Source organism: Intestinibacillus sp. NTUH-41-i26 (genome assembly GCF_032769475.1).
In the GTDB taxonomy this organism is placed as follows: domain Bacteria; phylum Bacillota; class Clostridia; order Oscillospirales; family Butyricicoccaceae; genus Agathobaculum; species Agathobaculum ammoniilyticum.
Map to the genome: position 1 here is coordinate 2,612,039 of NZ_CP136477.1, position 21,381 is coordinate 2,633,419.

A 21,381-nucleotide genomic window follows, 5' to 3' on the forward strand; every position below is an offset into this window, starting at 1 on the left:
CTTAACTCCTCCTTACTTGCCGTTATTGGAGGTCTTGCTGCCCGCGTGACCCTTGTAGGTACGGGTGGGAGCAAACTCGCCCAGCTTGTGACCAACCATGTCCTCGGTGACATACACCGGAACATGCTTGCGGCCGTCATGCACCGCGAAGGTGTGGCCGACGAACTCGGGGAAGATCGTGGAAGCGCGGGACCAAGTCTTGAGGACCTTCTTCTCGCCCTTTTCATTCATTTCAACGACTCTTTTGATAAGCTCAGGAGCCACAAAAGGGCCTTTCTTGACACTTCTGCCCATATTACGTTAACTCCTTTCTTACTTGCCGTTACGACGACGCACGATCTGCTTATCCGTGCGGTGGTTCTTCTTGCGGGTCTTGTAGCCCATCGCCGGCTTGCCCCACGGGGTAACCGGAGACGGACGGCCGATCGGGCTCTTACCCTCGCCGCCGCCGTGCGGGTGATCGCACGGGTTCATAACAGAACCGCGGACGGTCGGGCGGATGCCCATGTGGCGGGTGCGGCCGGCCTTGCCGATCTGCACGTTGGCATGGTCGGAGTTGCCCACAACGCCGATCGTCGCCTTGCACTCGAGGCGGACGTAGCGCAGCTCGCCGGAGGGCAGACGGACCATCGCCTTGCCATTCTCCTTCGCCATCAGCTGCGCGCCAACGCCAGCGGAACGGACCAGCTGCGCGCCCTTGCCAGGATACAGCTCGATGTTGTGGATCATGGTACCGACCGGAATGAACTCAACCGGCAGGCAGTTGCCGGGCTTGATGTCGGCATCCTTGGAGGAAACGACCTTGTCGCCGATCGAGAGGCCGTCCGGCGCGAGGATATAGGCCTTTTCGCCATCCTCATACTGGACGAGCGCGATATTGGCCGAGCGGTTCGGGTCGTACTCAAGCGTCATGACGGTCGCCGGCATATCCAGCTTCTGGCGCTTGAAGTCAATGATGCGGTACTTTTTCTTGTTGCCGCCGCCGATGTGGCGGACGGTGATGCGGCCATAGCTGTTGCGGCCGGCGGTCTTCTTGACCTTTTCGAGAAGGCTCTTCTCGGGCTTCACCTTGGACAGGCCCTTGTAGGACAGCACAGTCATATTTCTGCGTGAGGGCGTCGTCGGGTTGAAAGTCTTGATAGCCATTTGGATTTTCAACTCCTTAATAACTCTGTATCTTATCGGGGTGGCATCCCCATACACACGCGAACCATGTCCGCGTCATTTCATCGCGCCGCGGCGGCGCGTCCTCGTCCGCTGTGCAGACGAGAGGGAGTATCGTAAAAAGTTTCTTCGAAACTTTTTACTTATATAAGGGGGACGGAGTCCCTCCTATACGCTTTTACATCATGTTCTCGAAGATCTCAATCTTCTTGGAGTCAGGGGTCAGGGTGACGACCGCCTTCTTGACGTCCGGACGCTTACCGACGTGGACGCCCATGCGCTTCCACTTGCCCGGCAGCTTAATGGTGTTGACCTTCATGACCTTGACGCCGAAGATCTGCTCTACGGCCTTTTTGATCTCAATCTTTCCTGCGTCGGCAGCGACCTCAAAGGTGTACTTGTTGTCCTGCAGGCCTTCCATCGAACGCTCGGTGATAACCGGCTTCTTGATAATGTCGTAAGCGAACTTCATTATGCGTACACCTCCTGGAGCTTCTCGACAGCCGCCTTGTCGATGATGAACTTGTCGGCGTTGAGGATTTCATATACGTTGAGGGTGGACGCGATCGTCGTGCGGACGCCCGGGATGTTGGCCGCGGACTTGACGACGTTCGTGCGGACCTCGGGGGTGACGACCAGGCTCTTGCCGGTAGCCTCGACAGACTTGAGGAAGCCCGCGAAGCTCTTGGTCTTGATCTCGCCCATATCCAGTCCGTCGATCACAATGATCTCGCCGGCAGCCGCCTTGGCGGACAGGGCGGAGAGCATGGCCAGGCGCTTGGTCTTCTTGGTCAGGCTGTAATTGTAGGAACGCGGCTTGGGACCGAGCGCGATACCGCCGTGCGTCCACTGCGGAGAGCGGATCGAGCCCTGACGCGCGCGGCCGGTGCCCTTCTGGCGCCACGGCTTGATGCCGCCGCCGCGGACCTCAGCGCGGGTCAGCGTGGACTGCGTACCCTGGCGCTGGTTGGCCAGGTAATTCTTGACCGCTGCGTGTACAACCGCCATGTTGGGCTCGATGCCGAATACGGCCTCGTTAAGCTCCATCTCGCCGGTCTTCTTGCCGGTCATATCAAAAACTGCTACTGTAGGCATTCGTTGCTCCTCCTTCCCTTACTTTCTCGCGGAAGCCTTTTGCGGGTTCTTGCTGATGCCAGCCTCGCCCTTGGCAACCTTGTTATTCTTGACGGTGTTCTTGAGCACTACGATGCCGCCCTTGGGACCCCGGAACCGCGCCGCAAACGGCGATCAGGTTAAGCTCCGCGTCAACCTTGACAACGTCCAGGTTCTGAACAGTGACCTGCTCGGCACCCAAGTGGCCGGGCATCATTTTGCCCTTCATGATCTTGGACGGGTCGGAACACGCGCCCATCGAACCCTGATGACGGTGCATCGGGCCGGCGCCGTGGCTCATCGGGGAGCGGCCCGCGTTAAAGCGCTTGATAACGCCTGCGTAGCCCTTACCCTTGGAAGTGCCGGTCACGTCGACGTAGTCGCCTTCCACGAACATGTCGGCCTTGACCACATCGCCAAGCTGGAAAGTGGAGCAGTCCGCGAAGCGGAACTCCTTGAGATACTTCTTCAGAGACTCGCCCGCCTTCTTCAGGTGGCCTTTCTCCGGCTTGTTGAGCTTGCGCTCCTTGATATCCTCAAAACCGAACTGAACCGCGTTATAGCCGTCCTTTTCCTCGGTCTTGAGCTGGGTGACGACGCAGGGGCCCGCCTCGATCACCGTGCAGGGGATGACCTTGCCGTCAGCGTTGAAGATCTGGGTCATGCCGACCTTCTTGCCGATGATTGCTTTCTGCAGCATAGTGTTTTTCCTCCTTAAAGGTTATTGGTTGACGGCATTTGGCCGCCAACATGACCTCGCCGCGCGTATCGCGGCAGGGCTTCAAGCAGCCGGTTGGGTTAGTCCGTCTGCCTGTTGACAAAAGGAATCATAAGATGAAACCGCCATGCGGTTTCCCGTAAAAAGTCCAGCTTTGCCGGACTTTTTACACCCCGACCCAGCCGCCCTGGACGGCGTCATTCGGGTAACGAAGATCGGTTTCTTCCGGAACCGACCTTCGTATATAGGGGGCTTTTGAAGCCCCCTATAGGGGTTTAGAGTTTGACCTCAAACTCCACGCCCGCCGGCAGGTCGAGGGTGGTCAGCGCCTCGATGGTGGCCTGATTCGGGTTGATGATGTCAATCAGGCGCTTGTGGGTGCGGCGCTCGAACTGCTCGCGGGAATCCTTGTACTTGTGTACCGCGCGCAGGATGGTGACGATCTGCTTCTCGGTCGGCAGCGGGATCGGGCCGGAGACCTTCGCGCCGTTGCGCTTGGCGGTCTCGATGATCTTCTCCGCGGACTGGTCGATCAACTCGTGGTCGTACGCCTTGAGACGAATGCGGATCTTCTGTGCGTTTGCCATTTTGGTTTTCCTCCTCGTATGTGTGCCATACATTAAATAATGTTTTGACTCGCTACGGAGAGAAACTGCAACCCCGCCGTGCGTATCACGGTCGGGCATGAAAATAACCGGGGCGCACTGATAGTGTAACGATCCGGTCACAATAAGAAACGTAAGTGGTTCAGGCCATCGGCTTTGCGGCGCACGCGCCGCAAGTCCCGAATTTACGCAGGAACATTGCGTTTTTGCCTGGAGGCACTCTGTCCTCTCGGCTGATAGCAGTTATCTCAACCGCCCGATTGTCGGACCTACTCCGCCGAAGTTACCTGCACAGGGCAGCAATCTCCGGCATCATCGCGTTTTACCTGCTTTTGCAGGTGCCTTTATAGATTACTACAAGCATTTCCCAAAGTCAAGCGTTTGAACAAAATTTCTGCAATTTTTTTGTGAAAGCCTCCAAAATTTAATTCCCTGCGGCCGCAGGCACAAAAAAATGGCGGCCGCACCGCCATTTTTCCGTATCCCCCCTTTTCCGCAGCCGCCTTATCCGACGGTCACGATCAGGAGCCAGCTTTCCGCTTTGCTGTCCAGCGTCAGCCCCAGCCCTTCGTACGCGGAAACTTCAAAGCCCGCTTCCTCCAGCGCCTTAAAGGTGTCTTGGATCGTAGCCATGCTGTTGTCCAGCAGGAAATAAGATACCGTTTCATCCGTGGAGAGCAGTTCCCCGCCTATGTCCGGCAGCTCGCCCGTGCCGCTTGCCAGATAGCAGTGCGCCACACTTACGCCGCTCAACGCTTCCGGCAACGAAAATGCTTCCGTCTCACCGCCGGCCTGCATCACCGCCGGCCCCGAATCCCGCGGCTCGACCGCGCCGCCGCCAGCCGGCACGGCCGTGTCCGCATGGTCCCCGCCGTCCTCTCCGGCCGGATTCTCCGCTCCGCTTTCCGGAACGCTGTACGATTCCGGCGCCGCCGGTTCCGCTGGCGGCGCTTCGCCGGCGTCTGCCGACGCATCCGCCGCCTTCTCCTCCTTCGCCAGCGCCGCCTGGTCCGCAGCATCCTCTACGGCCGCACGCACGCCGCCGTTCATGTCCAAGCCCTCCGTAGCGCCTGCCGCCGTGGAGGCGTTCGAGGCGCTGACGCCCGCGCCCATGTTCACCATGCCGAACACCTGTCCCACGCCGCCGCCCAGAACCGCCAGCACGACGACCGCCGCTGCCGCGACCATAGTGAATACTGGCAGCCTGCGCGCCGGCTTTTCCGGCTGCACGACCCGCAACTTCGCCTCCTGCTCCACACACTGCATAATCTTTTCGTGCAGCCCGTCCGGAAGCGCCGCTTCGGTCGAAAACAGCGCGTGCATCTGCTCCAAATCCTGTTTCAGCGCGGCGCACGAGGGACATTCCGCCAGATGCGCCTCCAGCTTTTCCCGTTCGGAATCAGTCAGCGTACCGTCAATGCTGTTTGAGCAGAGCTGCTCATAATATTCCTTATCGCTCATGCGTCCCCGCCTCCTTTCGATTCATTAGACGCGGTAGACGGCAAAAGGTTCCCCCGCCGCAGCAAAACCGTGCGCAGCGCAAGCCGCGCGCGCGACAGGCGCGACTTGACCGTTCCCTCGCTGATCTCCAGCACCTCTGCGATCTCGGTGTAGCTCAAGCCGGATACATCGCGCAGCAATACGATCTGGCGATGCTCGCCGCTCACTTCGTCCAACGCGGCGGCCAGCTCGCGCCCAAGCTCGCTGTTCTCCAGATGCTCCTCCGGCGTGGGGGCGGTATCCGGTATCGGGCGCTCCGCGTCGTCCTCTCCCACAAGCGGCTGGGTCTGCGGCTGCGCATGCTTGTGTCGCGCAAAATCGACGCACAGGTTCATCGTGATCCGGAACAGCCAGGTGGAAAACCCGCTGTCCCCCCGAAAGGACTCGATCGACCGCCACGCGCGCAGGAACACCTCCTGCACGATGTCCGCCGCGTCCTCCGGCGAGCCGGCCGAACGCAGGGCGACCGCGTAAACGCGCTTTTCATACAGCCGCACCAGTTCTTCAAACGCCGCCACCTCGCCGCGGCGCGCTCTCGCCAGCAAATGTTTTTCGTCCATGGGCTCCCGCCCCCTTCCTGATGTCAGGCCCCGTCACGCCTGCACAGCGCGCTTGAGCTCCTCGGCCAGCGGATAAAGCTCTTCCAGCCGTTCCAGCGCGCAAATGCGTGTTTTGAAGGCCTTGAGCCCGCTCTGCCGTTTTAGATAGCAGTTTACATGGCGGCGCGCCTCCAGCATGGCGACGCGCTCCCCCTTTTGCTCCGCCGCCAGCTCGATCTGCCGCACCGCAGTATCGATCCGCTCCGCAAACGGAGGCAGCGGCGGGCAGACGCCGGTTTCCAGCAGCGCGTTCGCGCGCTCGAAAAGCCACGGGTCGCCCAACGCGCCGCGGCCGATCATCACCATATCCGCGCCGGTATGCCGGAGAATGCGGACCGCATCCTCCGGCTCGGCCACATCACCGTTGGCGATGACCGGTATGGAAACCGCCTCCCGAACCGCGCGGATCGCGTCCCAATCCGCCGTGCCGCTGTACTGCTGCGCGCGCGTTCGCCCGTGTACCGTGACCGCCGCCGCGCCACACCGCTCGGCCATGCGGGCAAAGTCCACGCAGCACACGCTCTTCTCGTCCCATCCCTTGCGGAACTTGACCGTGACCGGCACATCGACCGCGCTGACGACCGCTTCGATTACGCGCGCCGCCAGCGCGGGGTCGCGCATGAGCGCAGCCCCGTCCCCGTTGTTTGCGATCTTGGGCGCGGGGCAGCCCATATTGATATCGATGATATCGCAGCCGGACACCGCGCGCGCAATCCGCGCTCCCTCGGCCATGGTTTCCGGCTCATGCCCGAATATCTGCGCCGCGGCCGGATGCTCGTCTGCCGCCAGCGACAAAAGCGCAGGCGTTTTCTTATCCTGATAGCAAAGCGCCTTGGTGGAAACCATCTCGGTCACGGTAAGCGCCGCGCCATGTTCCCGACAGATTTGCCGGAATGCGCGGTCGGTCACTCCGGCCATCGGCGCCAGGACCAGGCGCCCGGCGAGCATAACAGAACCGATTTGCATGTCTCTCCCCCACTGCGTATAATTTGACACAGTATATTTTATCACAAGCCCCCACTAAATGCAAATTGCAAAGTGGTGACAAAACAAAAACCCCCTTTCGGGAGTTTTTACAGCATGGATAATATTTTTTCGCTAAAGAAATAGCCGAACGAGATCAGCACGGTGTTCCACGCCGCGATGCCGATTGCGGACCAGCCGACGAACCACTTGACCGGCATCCGAATCAACCCCGCCGGAATGGAAACAATGGTGCGCAAAACCGGAATGATACGGCAGAACGCCAGGCCGCGCCCATGCTGCGCATCAATATACGCATGGCATCTTTTGACGAAGGAGCGGAATTTCTCGCTTTTGCCGAACAGCTTTTCCATGATCGGCTCGCCACCCCAATAGCACAGGCCGTAAATCACCAAGCTGCCGAGGAGGCCGAACACCACGCTCAGCACGATCGTCAGCACCAGAGACAACTCGCTCTGCGCGATCAGCACCCCGATGGATGGCATGATTACCCCCGCTGGAAAGCCGGGCAGATTCATATATTCGCAAAAGATTACCGCACAGATCAGGATCAACCCGTACTGGTGGAAAAGGTCAAAAAATACCTCGGCCGTCATACGTCCGCTCACTCTCCAACGCTTGATTAAGCATAGTATAACAAGCGGCCCCTGCCAAAACAAGTGACAGAGGCCGCAATTTTCAATCTATTTACAAACGGACCGCCGAAGCGGCCCGTTTCCGCGCCCGTCCGCTTATGCCGGCTCAAATTCATCCTTGCCGACCGCGCACAGCGGGCATACCCAGTCCTCCGGCAGGTCCGCGAACGCGGTACCCGGCGCAACGCCGTTATCCGGATCGCCCTCGGCGGGGTCATATATATAACCGCAGATCTTGCAAACATACTTTATCATTTTTTGATCTCCTTTATCTTTTAATATCTATTATTAATATAATCTTTATGCTATCTATTGTCTACCGTAAAAATATACAATAATCCGGCGTATTTTCCAGCAGTTTTGACCGATTTGTCAAGCCAGCAGCCAAATCACCGACCAAGCCGCGCTCGCAAGCATGCAGCCCGCTGCAAAAGCGCAGGCGATCTGCCAGAACGCAAAACGCCGTTTGTACCGCGCGGAACGTCCCGCCACATACCCGTTTGCAATCCTGCACGCTTCGCGCACCACATCGCCGCGCGGAACCGTGTAATCCCGCACCAGAAAAATCGCCTGTTCGAATAAGCCGTGCGCATCCGGCTGCACGACCACCACGCGCCGGCTCACGCCCTTGACCATGGTAAATCCCTCCCTTTTGCAGCAAGTATGCCCAAAAGGGAGGGATTTAACCATATCCCGCCGTATTTTTACAGCTGCGCCCGCTTTTACCTCACAGCCGTTCTATGCGCATCACCAGCGCGGTCCGGTCGTCGTCATGCCCGCGCCCTTTCGCTTCGGTCACCAGGCGGGCTGCCAGTTCTTTCGGGCTTTCCCCCGCATGTCGGACCAGCAGCTCGCGTACCCAGCCGTCGTCCAGACCATCCGAAATCCCGTCGGACAGCATGATGTACAGGTCGCCATGTCCCAGGCGCAGCGGCACCGGCTCGCCCAGCGCGTCCTCTTCCGCCAGGCCGACAGGCAGCGCCTTGCCGGAAAGCATGGTCCACTGACCGCCCGCGCGCAGATAGGAGGGCGCGGCCCCGCATTTGAGACTTTCCGCCTTTCCGCTGAACAGGTCGACGGTCAGCACGTCAAGCGTGACAAACCGCGTCCCATCCGACCGCAGCCGCAGCGCGGGCGACACCGCTTTCAGCGCGTCCGCCGGCGTAATCCCCGCACGCAGGAACCGCTCCATCGAGGTGACCAGCATCCGGCTGTCCTGCGCCGCGGCCGCGCCCGAGCCCATCCCGTCCGCGAGCAGCAGGCAGGCCACGCCCGCGTCGGTCAGGAAATAGCATCCGCTGTCTCCGGAAACCGCCGCGTCCTCCTTTTGCTGCCGCCCGATACCGACGACCGCGCGGAACGGCGCGCGCTCACGCAGCACCAGATGCGGCCCCAGCTCGTCCTCCAGCCGTTTGGGCTTTGTCAGCCCGACGCCCAGCAGCGCGGACAGACCCGCGGAAAACCCCTCGCCCTGCTCCAGCACATCCCGAATACCATCGCCGTACAGCTCCACCACCAGCCTACCTTGCGCGTCCCGCACCACACAGACCCGCTCGATCCATCCGAACGCGGCTGCGTACCGGCGCACCTGCTTCTCCATCACCGGCTGCGCGGCAACGTCCCGCGTCGCCTCCGCGCCAAGCTGACGGAGGATATCCGTAATGCCCGCGTACTGCCGGGCCAGCAGGCTTTGGTTTTCCTCCTGCTGCCGCCGAAGGCTCTGGCGCTCGCGGAGCGCAAACAGCGCGCTGTTGATCGCGCGCATCAGCTCGGGCAAATGCACGCAGCGCGACGCAAAATGGTACGGGAAGTCGGACAGCTCGGCCCTGCCCCGCTTGAGCATGGGCTGAGTCACGTCGTTGAGCGCGGAAAGCGTGGTCACATAGTCCCGCTGCCAGCACTGCGAGCAGAGGACGCAGTTTTTGCACACCCTATCGCTCGCGCGGTCGAATACCGCCCGTACATTCTGATCCCCCGCCGCCTTCCCCTCGGTCACGCCGTTGAGCATGGCCAGATACATTTCGTAAAACGCCTGCGCGGCCTCGGTCGCGCACTTGCCCGCGGTCTGCCGCACCTGCTGCCGCGCGGATTCTCCCATCAGCGTGTCGGGCAGGAGCGTCTGCCGGAGCGCGTTCCACACCAGCGGCGGCATCGCGGCGAACAGCCCCACCGAGCAGACCTGCTCGATGACCAGCGGGATAAACAGCGCATGTTCCACGCCCAGCATCGCCGCACAGACGCCGGAGGCGAGCGCGCAGACCGCGAACCACAGCCGCCCCTGGTCGCGGAACAGACCGGCAATCAGTGCGCACAGACCGTAGCAGCAGGTGAACAGCGCACCGTACCCGACCGCGAGATCCATGGCCGCGCCAAACGCCACGCCCGCCGCCGCGCCCGTTGTGGACCCGCCGAGGTAAGCCGCAGCCAGCGCCAGCAGCAGCGCCACGACCCGCGCGGGCGCGAACAGCCCGAACACCGTCAGATCGGAAAGTGACAGCAGGACGGTTGCCGTTACCGCCAGCAGGGTGGCCGGCCGTTTCCAGTCGTTCTCCTCACGCGGCGGGGCAAGCGCCCCGCCATAGATCCAGCAGGCAGCGAAGGTCAGCCCCTGAACGGCGATAAAGGTCAGGAGCGCCGCCGTGTCGAGCGCCGCGCCCGCAGGCAGGAACACAAAGGTACACGCCGCTCCGGACAGAGTTGCTACCGTGGGCGCAAACCACCTCCGCTCCATGACACGCAGCCCCGCGCACACGCTCATCACACATAGCACGAGCAGGGCCGCGGCGGCATACAGCCCGCTTTTGATCCCGCCGCCGAGCAGCATCGCGCCGAAAAACATGCCGCCGATCGCGCTCAGCCCCGCCCCACGCGCCATCAGCGCGGAGGCCATCGCCAAACCAAAAGGGGCATAACCTCCGAGCACCGCGCCGCGCGTCAGCACCGCGCACAGCACAAACCGCTGCACGCCAGTCAACAGCGTATGCAGGTGCTCCTCGTTCCAAAGCTGCGCCGCCCGCGCCGCGGCGCGCCCGATGAGCTGCGGCGCCGCTCTTTTTGTTTTCTGCTTGTCCATTTTCGTTATGCCTCCCTTGTTTTTCCAGTATATCCCAAACAATTTGCAGGCTTTGCCGGAAAATAAGAGGGGGAATAGTATTTTTGCGTATTTTATCCCTGTGGGGCGGAAAACAGGGCGCAAAAAAGAGGGAGGAAAGACCGTTTCGGTCTTTCCTCCCTCTGCTGTCAGTCATTACAGCGCCGCAGCGCGCCTGCAGTGGTCGACAAAGATATCCCCTACCGCGTCCAATTCGCCCAGGCCATACAGATGGGTCTGCACCTGATAGCCCTCGCTCTCCAGGCGGCTCTTCCAACTATCCTCTCCCTCCCCCGCCAGGTCGTTGTGCGCATGGTCGCCTGCAACGATCATCAGCGGCGCAAGGTGAACCTGCGCGATCTCGCGCTGGTGCAGGCGGGACAGCACATAGTCAAGATGCGGAAATCCCTCGACCGTGCCGACATACACACGCTCCGCGCCGTGGTAGCGGAACGTGTTTTCCACCAGCGCGTACGCCGCGTTTGCCGGATGCGCAGAGCCATGCCCCATAAAGAGATAGGCCTCGTCCCTGTCGAGCCGGGGCATGCGGGCGAGCAGGGCTTCGGTCAGGCGCAGATAGTCGCCCGTCCCCCACAGCAGCGGGTCGCCCGCCAGCAGCTTCTCAAAACGGCCGCAGAACGGCCGAAGTTGGCGCAGCATCTTTTCATACTCCTGTCCGAAAATGACATGCAGGCTTTGGCACCGCACCTCATCGTAGCCCGCCGCCGCGAGCCGCTCCAGCAGCTCCTCCGGCTGCGGGATATGCACGCCCTCCTCCCGCTCGATCCTGCGCGCTACCATCTCCGAGGTAAACGACCGGTAAAAATCATGCGTCGGGAACGCGCACCGCAGCCGCTCCTCCAGCTTTTCAATCGCACGGCGCGCCTCCGGCCAGGCCGTGCCGAAGCTGACGACCACCAGCGCTTTTTTTCCCATATTTAAAATCCCTCCCGTTCAATCAACTGGTACAGCAGCGCGTTGACGATGGCCGCCGCGACGTTCGAGCCGCCCTTCCTTCCCCGCGCGATGATATACGGCGTCTGCCCGCCGATAAAAAGCTCCTTTGCCTCGACCACGTTGACAAAACCGACCGGCACGCCAATCACAAGCGCGGGCGACACCGCCCCCTCCGCGATCAGCTCGTGCAGCCGGATCAGCGCGGTCGGCGCGTTCCCAACGGCGAAAATGAGCGGGCCGTCCAGCAGCGCGGCATACTCCATCGAAACCGCCGCGCGCGTCACGCCGCGCGCCCCTGCCGCGCGCGCCACGGCCCCATCCGCCATATAGCAGACCGCCCGCCCGCCGAGCGCCTGCAGAGCGCCCTTATTCACGCCCGCCAGCGCCATATTCGTATCGGTCACGACGGTCGCGCCCGAAGCCAGCGCTTCCCTGGCCTGTCCAACCGCGCCGGGCGAAAACGCGAGGCTGTCCGCGTAGTCGAAATCCGCCGTTGTGTGGATGACCCGCTTGACCACTTCGGACTCCCCATCCGGAAACGTCCGCTCCCCCAGCTCGGCCGTGATAATGGCAAAGGAGCGTTTTTCGATATCCTGCGGCCGCATGTGTCCATTCAAAATTCGATCCCCTCCCGCGCGGCCACGCCGCGGTCGAACGGATGGCGGCGGGCGGCCATTTCCGTGATATAATCGGCGCGCGCGCACAGCGCTTCCGAGGGGCCGCGGCCAGTCATCACCACCTCTAATGTTTCCGGCCGTCCGTCCAGGAACGCCAGCACTGCCCGCTCCTCCAGGAAGCCGCAGGATACTGCCGCGCACACCTCGTCCAGCACGAGCAGGCGCGCGCCCTCGCGCACGGCAAAGCCCGCCGCCGCCTCAAACATGCGGGATACCGCGTCGGCGGTCCGGCGCTTCTCCTCCTCCGTCATCTGGAAGGAGAACTTACCCACCGGATTGGCCGCCAGCACGGTCACGTTTTTCAGCCCCGCCAGCGCGCGGCACTCGCCCGACGTCCCGTCCTTCAAAAACTGCGCGAACACCACCCTGCCGCCATGCCCCGCGCACCGCACAGCCAGCCCGACCGCGGCGGTCGTTTTTCCTTTCCCTTCGCCGCAATACAAATGAATCAGCCCTTTCATCCGTTTCCCTCCAGTATCCGGTAAATATACCCCATATCCAGCGCCCGCCGCACGGTATCCGCCAGCAGGTCGTACTGTCTTTCCTTATATCGCGCCGTGTCGCAAGCCGTGTCTGCCAGCGTCACGCCCCTGCGCGCGGCCAGCGCCTGCACCAGCGCCTGCGCCGCGTCCGGCATGTCGAACAGGCCGTGCAGATAGGTGCCGTAAGCGCTGTCCGCCTGGCACCCGTCCCAGAACGACGTTCCGTCCGCGCGCGTCAGCCGGATCAGCGGCAGGGCGCCCGCGTCCCGCGCGGTTTCGCCCATATGGATCTCATAACCGGACGCGCCCGCGCCCGATAAGCCGCGCAGCACGCCCCCGACCGTACCGAACGCGCCGCTTGCCTGCGCCGTGGTCTTGACCGGACGGAACACGGTTTCCACCGGCAGCAGCCCCAAGCCACGCATGACTCCGCCGCCCTCGGTGTTTTCCGGATCGGATACGGCGCGCCCCATCATCTGATAGCCGCCGCACACGCCGAACACCGGCACGCCCGCCGCGTGCCGTTTGAGAAGCTGAGCTTCCATGCCGCTTTCACGCAGCCATTTCAGGTCCGCGAGCGTGGATTTGGTGCCGGGCAGCAGGATCAGGTCCGCGCCCTCGAGCTGCTCCGGCGCGCCGGCATAGCGCACGCCCACTCCCTCAATCCGTTCGAGCGGGGAGAAATCCGTAAAGTTGGACAGCCTTGGCAGCCGCACGACCGCGATATCCACGAGCGCGGGCGCGCCGCACGCGTCCAGCCGCGCGGAAAGGCTGTCCTCATCGTCGATGTCGAACCGGCCATAGGGTACCACGCCGACGACCGGCTTGCCGGTCAGCCGTTCCAGTTGTGTCAGGCCCGGGCGCAGGAGCTCTACGTCGCCCCGAAATTTGTTGACGATCAGGCCCCTGACGCGCGCCTGTTCCTCCGCTTCAAGCAACGCCACCGTGCCGTACAGCGACGCGAACACGCCGCCGCGGTCGATGTCGCCCACCAGCAGCACCGGCGCGTCCACCAGCTTCGCCAGCCCCATGTTGACGATGTCGTCCTGCTTGAGGTTGATCTCCGCCGGACTGCCCGCGCCCTCGATCACAATGATATCGTACTCCGCCGCCAAGCTGTCGTAAGCGTCCCTGACGATCGGAAGCAGCGCCTTTTTTCCGCCCCAGTACTCGCGCGCCGTGCGGTTGCCGCACGCCTCCCCCATGACAACCACCTGCGAGCCGGTGTCGCTCGTCGGCTTGAGCAGGATGGGGTTCATCCGCACATCGGGCGGGATACCCGCCGCCTCGGCCTGCACAACCTGCGCGCGGCCCATCTCTTTCCCACCTGCGGTGATAAAGGAGTTGAGCGCCATGTTCTGCGATTTGAACGGCGCGACGCGGTACCCGTCCTGCCGGAAGATGCGGCACAGCGCCGCGCACAGCAGGCTTTTACCCGCGTTCGAGCAGGTCCCCTGCACCATGATGCACCTTGCCATCAGCACCCCTCCTTTCGTATTGCGTCCAGCGCGGCGAACAGGCGCGCGGTATCGTCCCCGCTCCTGACCGCCGTGCGGTAATAGCCCGCGCCCAGGCCGCGGTAATTGGCGCAGTTCCGGATCAAAACGCCGCGCGCCGCGAGCTTTTCGTGCAGCGCCGCGTCCCCTGACCGGAACAACAGGAAGTTCGCTTCGCCCGGGCAGACGGCCAGCCCGCGCGCCGCAAGCCCGCCGGAGAGCCGCGCGCGTTCCTCCGCGATACGCGCCGCGACCCGCGCGGCCCATTCCCGTTCGCCCGCCGCCGCCGCGGCACACGCCTGCGCGACCACCGATACGTTCCACGGCTGTCCCGCACGATACAGCGCTTCGATCAGACCAACGTCCGCAGTCATACACCAGCCGAAGCGCACGCCCGGCACCGCGAACAGCTTGGTATACGCCCGCAGCAGAATCAGATGCGGGCTGCCCGCCAGCAGACCTTTCAGCGTGTGCCGCGCCGCGTCCTGCAGGAAGTCTACAAAGCACTCGTCCACGATCAGGCGCGCGCCGGCGTCCGCGCACCGCGCCGCGACGGCGCGCAGCAGAGCCGGCTCGACCGTGCGGCCGGTCGGGTTATTGGGGTTGCACAGGTAGACCACGTCGGTTTCGGGCGTGATATCGGATAAAATGCGCTCCGTGACCGCAAAGCCCTCGTCTTCACGCAGATAATGGAAGCGGATATCCGCGCCCGCGAGCGTGCGCTCATACTCGGCGAACGCCGGCGCGGTGAGCAGCGCCCTGCGGGGGCGCAGCGCCGCCGCCAAGCGGTCGAGCACGTCCGCCGCGCCATTGCCGCAGTACAGGAAGCCGTCGGGGACGGCCTCGGCCGCGCCGATGGCGCGCCGCGCCGCGCGGCAGAACGGGTCGGGGTAGCGCGCGCAGTCCTCTATCGCCCTGTGCATCGCCTGCCTGACCCGCTCCGGAATGCCGAACGAGCTGATATTCGCGGACAGGTCAAGCGGTTCGCCGCCGTACCGCTCGGCATAGGAATACACATCACCGCCGTGTACATATTCCGGCATCGTCAGCCTCCTTTCCCTTATCCGAACGGCGGCCAGCCGGTGGTCAGTCGCACCGCTGCTCCAAGCGCCAGCGCCAGTGCTGACGCCGCTGTCATCAGATCCGCCGCGCGCAGGATATCGCTGCGGCTTATCTCCTTATCCGGATCGCCGAACGCCGCCTTTTTGACCGTTTTGCCAAAATAGCTCGCGTCCCCGCCCAGCCGGATATGCAGCGCGCCCGCGCAGGCCGCCTCGGTCTGTCCGGCGTTCGGGCTTTTGTGGTGGTTCCGGTCGCGACGGAAGATGCGCAGCGCGTTGCGGTTGTCCATGCCGAGCATGCCCGTACCCGCGATCAGGCATACTGCCGCCAGCCGCGCAGGGATAAAATTGAATATATCGTCCATGCGGGCGGAAAACTTGCCCAGATACTCGTATTGGTCGCTGTGGTAGCCGACCATGGAGTCCAGCGTGTTCACTGCCTTATACAGCAGGCCGAGCGACGCGCCGCCGAGCAGCATATAGGCCAGCGGCGCAACCACGCCGTCGGTGGTGTTTTCCGCGATGGTCTCGACCGCAGCCTTGATGACGCCCTCCCGATCGAGCGCGCCGGTGTCGCGGCCGACATACATAGCGACCGCCTTGCGCCCCTCGTCCAGCGAGGCATCGAGCGCGGTATAAACGTGCCGCCCCGCGTCCGCTAGGCTTTTGCGCGCAAAAATCAGCCAGCAGAGCAGCGTCTCCGCGCCGAAGCCCAGCCAGAAGTGTACACCCCGCAGCCAGCGCAGCAGGAAGAGCGGCGCGGCAAAGCTCACGCCGCACACCACGAGCCACAGCAGCACGCCCGCTACGGTCTCGCCGCGCGGCGTTTTGGGGAACACCCGCCGCAGCACGCGCTCGCACCGCGTAATCAGCCGCCCAATCAGACACACGGGATGCAGGGCGCTGTTCGGGTCGCCCAGCACCCAGTCGAGCACGAAGCCGAGCAGCACGGCGCAGGTCAAATACATGGTCTCTCTCCTTTAATATATTGCGGCAGGCCCGCGGTCACGCGCACAACCGCGTCCGCCTCCGCCGCGAGCGCGCAGCACAGCCGGCCGGCCGCCTCGCGCCAGGTTTCGTCCGCGCGGTCCATCGGCACGATGCCGCAGCCAACCTCGTCGCAGGTTACGGCGCAGCCGCGCAGCCCGCCGAGCAGCGCCATGGGGTCGCGTCCCGCGTCCAGCTCGTCCCGCACGCGCGCGTGCAGGCCGGTGACCAACGGCAGGTTCGGATACAGCCGCGCGGCCAGCGCGGCCTTTCCCTGATGCGCGCCGCCGATGAGTAAAACCGTCACAGCACCATCCCTCCAAACGCGGCGCACACCAGCGCCAGCAGCTCCGCAAGTGAAATATAAAAACCGGCAAGATCGCCTGTGATGCCGCCGAAAACATGCACTGTCAAACGGCTATGCAGTATATACCACAGTCCGATCAGCACCAAATAGTGCATAGCGAATATGCCGTTCCCTGTACAATACAGCCACACCAGCAGCAGCACCTCCAGCGCTGCTTCCTCCAGCTTAAGCGTCATATCGACCGCCTTTTTATCGCTGTTTTCCGCAAAGATATGCGCAAGGCCGGTATCTTTGGCGCAGGGTATGGTCACGATCTTGCGTCCCCCGTCGGCACGCGCCACGGCAAACCCAACAAATACCACCGGCAAAAACTGCGGCGTTTGATAGATCTGCGCGAAGCACGCGGTCTCGGCCAGCAGGAACGCCGTCAGCCACAGCGGCCCGAACGCGCCCACATGCGGGTCCTTCAAGATCGCCAGCCGCTTTTCGCGGTCGCCGTAGGAGCAGAGCGCGTCGCAGGTATCGCACAGCCCGTCCAGATGGATGCCGCCTGACACTGCAAGCGGAATAAGCGCCGCGCCCACCGCGTAAAACAGTCCCGCCGCGCCGTATCGCGTACAGAACGCATGCCATACCCCCTCCAGCACGCCGATCAGCACGCCGACAAGCGGCAGAAAGGACAGCGCCCAGCGCATGGTCCGTTTTTCCCACCGCACCTGCGGCACGGGTACGGCGGAATACAGCGAAAACGCGACCAGCAGGCCGCTCCAGGCGCTTTTCAAATCCCTTTCTCCCCTTTCAGCGGCAGCAGGATGCCGCAGACCGATTCGTATACCGCGTCCGCACGCGCGGCAAGCGCGGCGTGCAGCCGCCCGAGCGTGCGGATATAGGCCGCGGTCTCGGGCGGGTAGGCCAGCCCGTCTGAAAACACCTCGTTCGATACGACGACCAGCGTTTCGCAGCAGTCTTGCAGGCGCGCGATGCCTGCAAGGGTGCTGCCGAACGCTGCCTCGCCCGCGCCCGCGGGATCGAACAGCTCGTTAGCGAGCAGGTTGCCCAGGTCCTCAAGCAGGATGCCGTCGTACCGCCGGGGCAGCTCCAGCCCCGCGAGGCCGAGCGGGCGTTCGACCGTTTCAAAGCCCTTGTCCCGCCGCAGGGCGCGGTGACGGGCGATACGCGTCTCCGCCGCCGCGCCAAACGGCTGCATGGTCGCCAGATATAGGCGCGCGCCCGCCGCGGACGCGCACAGCAGCCGCTCCGCGTGTGCGGATTTGCCGCTCGCCGCGCCGCCGGTGACCAATATCAGCATAAAAACGCTCCTTTCTCCCTGCCGGATGGACCAGCCCGCCGCCCTCATGCCTGCGGCGTATAGGCTTCGATGCCGGTTTCCGCGAAGCTGACCATGCCATCGTACGCCGCCAGCGTCAGGTCGAGCAGGCTGACCGCTGCGACCGCGCCCGTCCCCTCGCCCAGCCGCAGGCCGGCCGCGATCATCGGCGTTTTCCCCAGCCGCTCCAGCAGGAGCTTTCCCGCCGGCTCCTCCGGCCGGTGCGCTGCGATCAGGTAATCGCCCGCCGCGGGACACAGCCGCACGGCGAGCAGCGCCGCCGCACACGAAATCACACCGTCCAGCACAGCGGGCAGGCCGCAGGCCGCCGCGCCGAGGTACAGCCCCGCCAGCCCCGCGATATCCAGCCCGCCGACCTTGTGCAGCACGTCCATCGGGTCGTCCGAATCCGGCCGGTGCAGGGCGAGCGCGGTCTGGATCACGCACACCTTGCGCGACAGGCCCGCGGAGGACAGACCCGCGCCACGTCCGGTGACCGTATACACATCCGCACCGGTGAGCGCGGCGGTCACGGCCGCGCTGGTCGTGGTATTGCCGATGCCCATTTCACCGCCGCACAGCAGGCGGTATCCGTCCGCCGCGCACTGCTCCGCCAGGCTGATGCCGGTCTCCACCGCGCGCACCGCCTCCTCCCGCGTCATGGCAGGCTGTTCCAGCAGGTCCGCCGTGCCGTACCGCACCTTGCGCCGCAGGATGCGGTCGCCCTGCACATCGCGCGCCACGCCGATATCGACGGGAAACGCATCCATGCCGATCCGCCGCGCCATCAGGCAGACGGTGGACTGCCCGCGCCCCATGTTTTCGGCCACCACGGCCGTGACCTCCTGCCCGCACTGGGTCACGCCCTCCGCGACCACGCCGTTATCCGCGCAGAACACCACCACGGCGCGCCGGCCGATTTCTGGCCGTGCCGTGCGCTGGATGCCCGCCAGCTGCACCACCGCCTCCTGCAGCAGCCCGAGGCTGCCGAGCGGCATAGCGATATCGGAAAAGCGGCGGCGCGCCGCGTCCATGCTCTCCCCGCACAGCGGCCTGACCAAAGCGATTGTTTGTTCCAGCGTCATCTCCTGTCCCTCCATTCTGCACATTTGCGCACAAAATTTTCCGCGACTGGGGCGGCCGCCCCGAAATACAGATGCGGAAAGCCCGCGTACAGCGTCTCCGACGCATGGATGCAGTCCCACGCGCGGCCGTTCGGCTTTTCCGCTCGGAACGCGTACCCTGCATCGTCCGACTGCGCATAGTGGAACTCGTGCGCGCGCAGGGTCTCCCCCGCGCAGCACAGCAGGTTGTCCCGCTGGGCGGTCAGCGTCACATAGCCGAACGGCTGGAGCTTCTCCGTCATGCGCGCGTCCGCATCCAGCACGCCGGCCATTGGACATCCGTTCAGCGTGCGGTGCAGGTACAAAAAGCCACCGCACTCCGCCACCGTGGGCAGGCCGCCCTGCACCGCCGCGCGGACGCTATCCCGCATGGTGCAGTTGGCGGCGAGCTTTGCCGCGTGCAGCTCGGGGTAACCCCCGCCGAGGTACAGGCCGTCGACCGCCCGGGGCAGCTTTTCATCCGTGAGCGGCGAGAATTCGATGAGCTCCGCACCGAGCGTGCGCAGGATGTCCAGATTTTCCGCATAATAAAAGCAGAACGCCCGGTCGCGCGCGACCGCGATGCGCACCGGCCTATCCACGGCTGGGACAGGCCGCGCGCTTTCCCCAGTGAGCGGCGGCGCAGAACGCGCGAGGGCCAGCAGCCCGTCGAGGTCAACCCCCTGTTCGGCCGCGTCCGCGAGGCGGTCGAGCTTGCCTTGCAGCCCGCTGACCTCGTCCGCGGCCAGCAGACCGAGATGGCGGCTCGGAACCACCGCTTCCGGCACGGGCGGCAGAAAGCCATAGACCCGCAGGCCCGCCTGCTCCGCAACCGCCCTGTAAAACGGGTACATCGCCTGTGATATCCCGTTCAGCAGCACGCCGCGCAGGGTGTTGGGCGCAAAGTCCCGAAAGCCCCGCAGCACCGCGGCCAGGGAAAGCGACTGCCCCCCGGCCGCACGATGAGCACGGCGGGCGTATCGGTCGCGCGCGCGAGGTGCGCCGCCGAGGCGCGGTCGGTCGCGCCCGATCCGTCCAGCACGCCGTCATAAAAGCCCATGACACCCTCGATCACTCCCAGCCCGTCCGGCGGGGTGTGCCGCGCAAGCTGGCCACGCACCGCCGCCGCCTCTGCAAAAAACAGGTCGAGGTTGCGGCTCGGCACGCCGAGAGCGGCGGTGTGGAACATGGGGTCGATGTAATCCGGCCCGCACTTGAAGGCCGCGAGCGGCACGCCGCGCCGCTGGAACGCGCGCAGCAGCGCGCTGGTCACGGTGGTCTTGCCGCAGCCCGAGCCGGTACCCGCCAGCAGCAGGCGGGGCGCATTACTCTGCATGGCCGTCCCCTTTCCCCGACAGGATAAACACCGGATTGTTCGCAGTCATCATGGTATACGGTCCGACCACCCGGCCGCGCGCGGCGGCAAGCTGGACGACCTCGATCTCCGCGAAACCCAGCTCCGCCAGCGCGGCCTGCGCCGCGTGCAGCGTTTCCAGCGCGATGGCGTTGACTGCCACGCGCACGGCTGGATTCTTACGCTTTGCGGCTTGCAAAATGCACCGCATCGCGCCGCCGCTCCCGCCGACGAACACGCAGTCAGGCGCGGGCAAGGCTTCGAGCGCCGCCGGCGCCGCGCCATCGATAATGCGCACATTATACCCGCCGAGCCTGCGGCGGTTTTCCCCGAGCAGCTTTACCGCGTCCGCGCTCCGCTCGACCGCATACACCAGCCCGTCGGACGCACGCCGCGCCAGCTCAAGCGTTACCGCGCCCGTGCCTGCGCCCACGTCCCACACGGTGTCGCGCGGCTGCACCGCGAGCTTGGATACGGACACCCAGCGCACCTCCTCCTTGGTCATGGGTACGTCCCCGCGTGCCAGCATCGCGTCACGCACCGGCTCGCGGGCGTTTGCCGCGTCCGGATGCTCGATCAGCAGCACGGCCAGGCCGCCGCAGGGCTTGCCCGCCAGCACCGCCGCCGCGCCGGTCTCGATGCGCTCGTCCGCCGCGCCGAGGTTTTCGCCCAGGTGTACGGTCAGGCCGCCCAGATCCGCGTCCGCGAGCGTCTGGCACACGATAGGCGCGGCCTGCGCGCCTCCCGTAAGCACAAAGGTCCTTTTGTGGTAGCTCACCGCGCCGAGGATGCTGCCCGCGCGGCCGTGCAGGCTGCGCACACACACATTGTCATACGGCGCGCCCAGCTTTGCGCAGAAATACTGCAGGCTGGACAGGCCGGGTACCAGCTGCACCGTGCCGTGCGGCGCAAGCTGTCCGCGCAGCCGTGCGGCTGCGCTGAAAAAGCCCACGTCGCCCGACACCAGCACGGCAGCGGTCTGCGCACCCGCCGCAACAGCCTGCGCCGCCAGCCGGTCGAATGGACAGACCGCCGCGCGGCCGCACACCGCCGCCAGCCGTGCGGTAGCGAACACCGTATCGGATGCGTCAAGCACGCGTCGGGCTTCGCCGGTCAGCCCGTCCGGCGCGCCCATCCCCACGCCGACAATATAGAATGTGCGGGACATAAAACACCTCTTTGCAACCGGAGTGTTGGAACGTCTTTTCGTATAGGATGCTT

The 21,381-nt window shown here is 64.1% G+C and carries 25 protein-coding genes and 1 pseudogene; all 26 read right to left on the reverse strand.

What is annotated here, in order from left to right:
* Window positions 1-12: 12 nt before the first annotated feature.
* Entirely contained in the window at window positions 13-294 is a 282-nt protein-coding gene (gene rpsS, locus RX717_RS13530; RefSeq protein WP_054326968.1) for a 30S ribosomal protein S19, read from the reverse strand.
* Window positions 295-312: 18 nt separating this feature from the next.
* Window positions 313-1,146 (reverse strand): 50S ribosomal protein L2, encoded by an 834-nt coding sequence (gene rplB / locus RX717_RS13535; RefSeq protein ID WP_054326969.1) that lies wholly within the window; start codon window positions 1,144-1,146, stop codon window positions 313-315.
* A 196-nt stretch (window positions 1,147-1,342) separates the two neighbouring features.
* Entirely contained in the window at window positions 1,343-1,636 is a 294-nt protein-coding gene (gene rplW, locus RX717_RS13540; RefSeq protein WP_054326970.1) for a 50S ribosomal protein L23, read from the reverse strand.
* A complete protein-coding gene (gene rplD, locus RX717_RS13545; RefSeq protein WP_054326971.1) occupies window positions 1,636-2,259 on the reverse strand; it encodes a 50S ribosomal protein L4 in 624 nt (207 codons plus the stop codon). Before rplD ends, rplW begins: the two co-directional genes overlap by 1 nt.
* A gap of 18 nt (window positions 2,260-2,277) precedes the next feature.
* Window positions 2,278-2,974 (reverse strand): annotated as a pseudogene (gene rplC / locus RX717_RS13550) (50S ribosomal protein L3).
* Between the two features lie 296 nt (window positions 2,975-3,270).
* Window positions 3,271-3,582 carry a 30S ribosomal protein S10 gene (rpsJ, locus tag RX717_RS13555; RefSeq protein WP_054326972.1) on the reverse strand — a complete coding sequence of 104 codons (312 nt, stop codon included), beginning with the start codon at window positions 3,580-3,582 and terminating at the stop codon, window positions 3,271-3,273.
* A gap of 522 nt (window positions 3,583-4,104) precedes the next feature.
* Window positions 4,105-5,061, reverse strand: a complete 957-nt coding sequence (locus RX717_RS13560; protein ID WP_107631614.1) for an anti-sigma factor family protein — start codon at window positions 5,059-5,061, stop codon at window positions 4,105-4,107.
* Window positions 5,058-5,660: an RNA polymerase sigma factor gene (locus RX717_RS13565; RefSeq protein WP_054326976.1), complete on the reverse strand. Its 603-nt coding sequence runs from the start codon at window positions 5,658-5,660 to the stop codon at window positions 5,058-5,060. Before RX717_RS13565 ends, RX717_RS13560 begins: the two co-directional genes overlap by 4 nt.
* A gap of 33 nt (window positions 5,661-5,693) precedes the next feature.
* Complete coding sequence (gene dusB / locus RX717_RS13570) at window positions 5,694-6,665, reverse strand: tRNA dihydrouridine synthase DusB (protein ID WP_107631613.1); 972 nt, start codon at window positions 6,663-6,665, stop codon at window positions 5,694-5,696.
* A 107-nt stretch (window positions 6,666-6,772) separates the two neighbouring features.
* Entirely contained in the window at window positions 6,773-7,279 is a 507-nt protein-coding gene (locus RX717_RS13575; protein WP_054326978.1) for a DedA family protein, read from the reverse strand.
* 135 nt (window positions 7,280-7,414) lie between these two features.
* On the reverse strand, window positions 7,415-7,573 hold the full coding sequence (gene rd / locus RX717_RS13580) for a rubredoxin (protein ID WP_107631612.1): 159 nt from the start codon (window positions 7,571-7,573) through the stop codon (window positions 7,415-7,417).
* A 117-nt stretch (window positions 7,574-7,690) separates the two neighbouring features.
* Window positions 7,691-7,954, reverse strand: a complete 264-nt coding sequence (locus RX717_RS13585) for a hypothetical protein (RefSeq protein ID WP_107631611.1) — start codon at window positions 7,952-7,954, stop codon at window positions 7,691-7,693.
* Window positions 7,955-8,045: 91 nt separating this feature from the next.
* Window positions 8,046-10,391, reverse strand: a complete 2,346-nt coding sequence (locus tag RX717_RS13590) for a SpoIIE family protein phosphatase (protein ID WP_107631610.1) — start codon at window positions 10,389-10,391, stop codon at window positions 8,046-8,048.
* Between the two features lie 174 nt (window positions 10,392-10,565).
* Window positions 10,566-11,345, reverse strand: coding sequence for a sirohydrochlorin cobaltochelatase (locus RX717_RS13595; RefSeq protein ID WP_107631609.1), 780 nt, complete (start codon window positions 11,343-11,345; stop codon window positions 10,566-10,568).
* A 2-nt stretch (window positions 11,346-11,347) separates the two neighbouring features.
* Window positions 11,348-11,971, reverse strand: a complete 624-nt coding sequence (locus RX717_RS13600; protein ID WP_107631608.1) for a precorrin-8X methylmutase — start codon at window positions 11,969-11,971, stop codon at window positions 11,348-11,350.
* 8 nt (window positions 11,972-11,979) lie between these two features.
* Window positions 11,980-12,504, reverse strand: coding sequence for a cob(I)yrinic acid a,c-diamide adenosyltransferase (locus tag RX717_RS13605; protein WP_054326983.1), 525 nt, complete (start codon window positions 12,502-12,504; stop codon window positions 11,980-11,982).
* Window positions 12,501-14,003 (reverse strand): cobyric acid synthase, encoded by a 1,503-nt coding sequence (locus RX717_RS13610; RefSeq protein ID WP_107631607.1) that lies wholly within the window; start codon window positions 14,001-14,003, stop codon window positions 12,501-12,503. The genes RX717_RS13605 and RX717_RS13610 overlap by 4 nt, the downstream gene beginning before the upstream one ends.
* Window positions 14,003-15,064, reverse strand: coding sequence for a pyridoxal phosphate-dependent aminotransferase (locus RX717_RS13615; protein WP_054326985.1), 1,062 nt, complete (start codon window positions 15,062-15,064; stop codon window positions 14,003-14,005). Before RX717_RS13615 ends, RX717_RS13610 begins: the two co-directional genes overlap by 1 nt.
* Before the next feature lie 17 nt (window positions 15,065-15,081).
* A complete protein-coding gene (gene cbiB / locus RX717_RS13620) occupies window positions 15,082-16,050 on the reverse strand; it encodes an adenosylcobinamide-phosphate synthase CbiB (protein WP_107631606.1) in 969 nt (322 codons plus the stop codon).
* A complete protein-coding gene (locus tag RX717_RS13625; protein WP_242977909.1) occupies window positions 16,041-16,376 on the reverse strand; it encodes a bifunctional adenosylcobinamide kinase/adenosylcobinamide-phosphate guanylyltransferase in 336 nt (111 codons plus the stop codon). Before RX717_RS13625 ends, cbiB begins: the two co-directional genes overlap by 10 nt.
* Window positions 16,373-17,158, reverse strand: a complete 786-nt coding sequence (locus RX717_RS13630) for an adenosylcobinamide-GDP ribazoletransferase (protein ID WP_159068164.1) — start codon at window positions 17,156-17,158, stop codon at window positions 16,373-16,375. The genes RX717_RS13625 and RX717_RS13630 overlap by 4 nt, the downstream gene beginning before the upstream one ends.
* Window positions 17,155-17,685: a bifunctional adenosylcobinamide kinase/adenosylcobinamide-phosphate guanylyltransferase gene (locus tag RX717_RS13635; protein ID WP_054326989.1), complete on the reverse strand. Its 531-nt coding sequence runs from the start codon at window positions 17,683-17,685 to the stop codon at window positions 17,155-17,157. Before RX717_RS13635 ends, RX717_RS13630 begins: the two co-directional genes overlap by 4 nt.
* 44 nt (window positions 17,686-17,729) lie before the next feature.
* On the reverse strand, window positions 17,730-18,788 hold the full coding sequence (gene cobT, locus RX717_RS13640) for a nicotinate-nucleotide--dimethylbenzimidazole phosphoribosyltransferase (protein ID WP_107631604.1): 1,059 nt from the start codon (window positions 18,786-18,788) through the stop codon (window positions 17,730-17,732).
* On the reverse strand, window positions 18,785-19,732 hold the full coding sequence (locus RX717_RS13645; RefSeq protein ID WP_316960392.1) for a cobyrinate a,c-diamide synthase: 948 nt from the start codon (window positions 19,730-19,732) through the stop codon (window positions 18,785-18,787). The genes cobT and RX717_RS13645 overlap by 4 nt, the downstream gene beginning before the upstream one ends.
* A complete protein-coding gene (locus tag RX717_RS13650; protein ID WP_316960393.1) occupies window positions 19,678-20,142 on the reverse strand; it encodes a nucleotide-binding protein in 465 nt (154 codons plus the stop codon). Before RX717_RS13650 ends, RX717_RS13645 begins: the two co-directional genes overlap by 55 nt.
* Window positions 20,132-21,328 carry a precorrin-6Y C5,15-methyltransferase (decarboxylating) subunit CbiT gene (cbiT, locus tag RX717_RS13655; protein WP_107631602.1) on the reverse strand — a complete coding sequence of 399 codons (1,197 nt, stop codon included), beginning with the start codon at window positions 21,326-21,328 and terminating at the stop codon, window positions 20,132-20,134. Before cbiT ends, RX717_RS13650 begins: the two co-directional genes overlap by 11 nt.
* Window positions 21,329-21,381 lie beyond the last annotated feature (53 nt).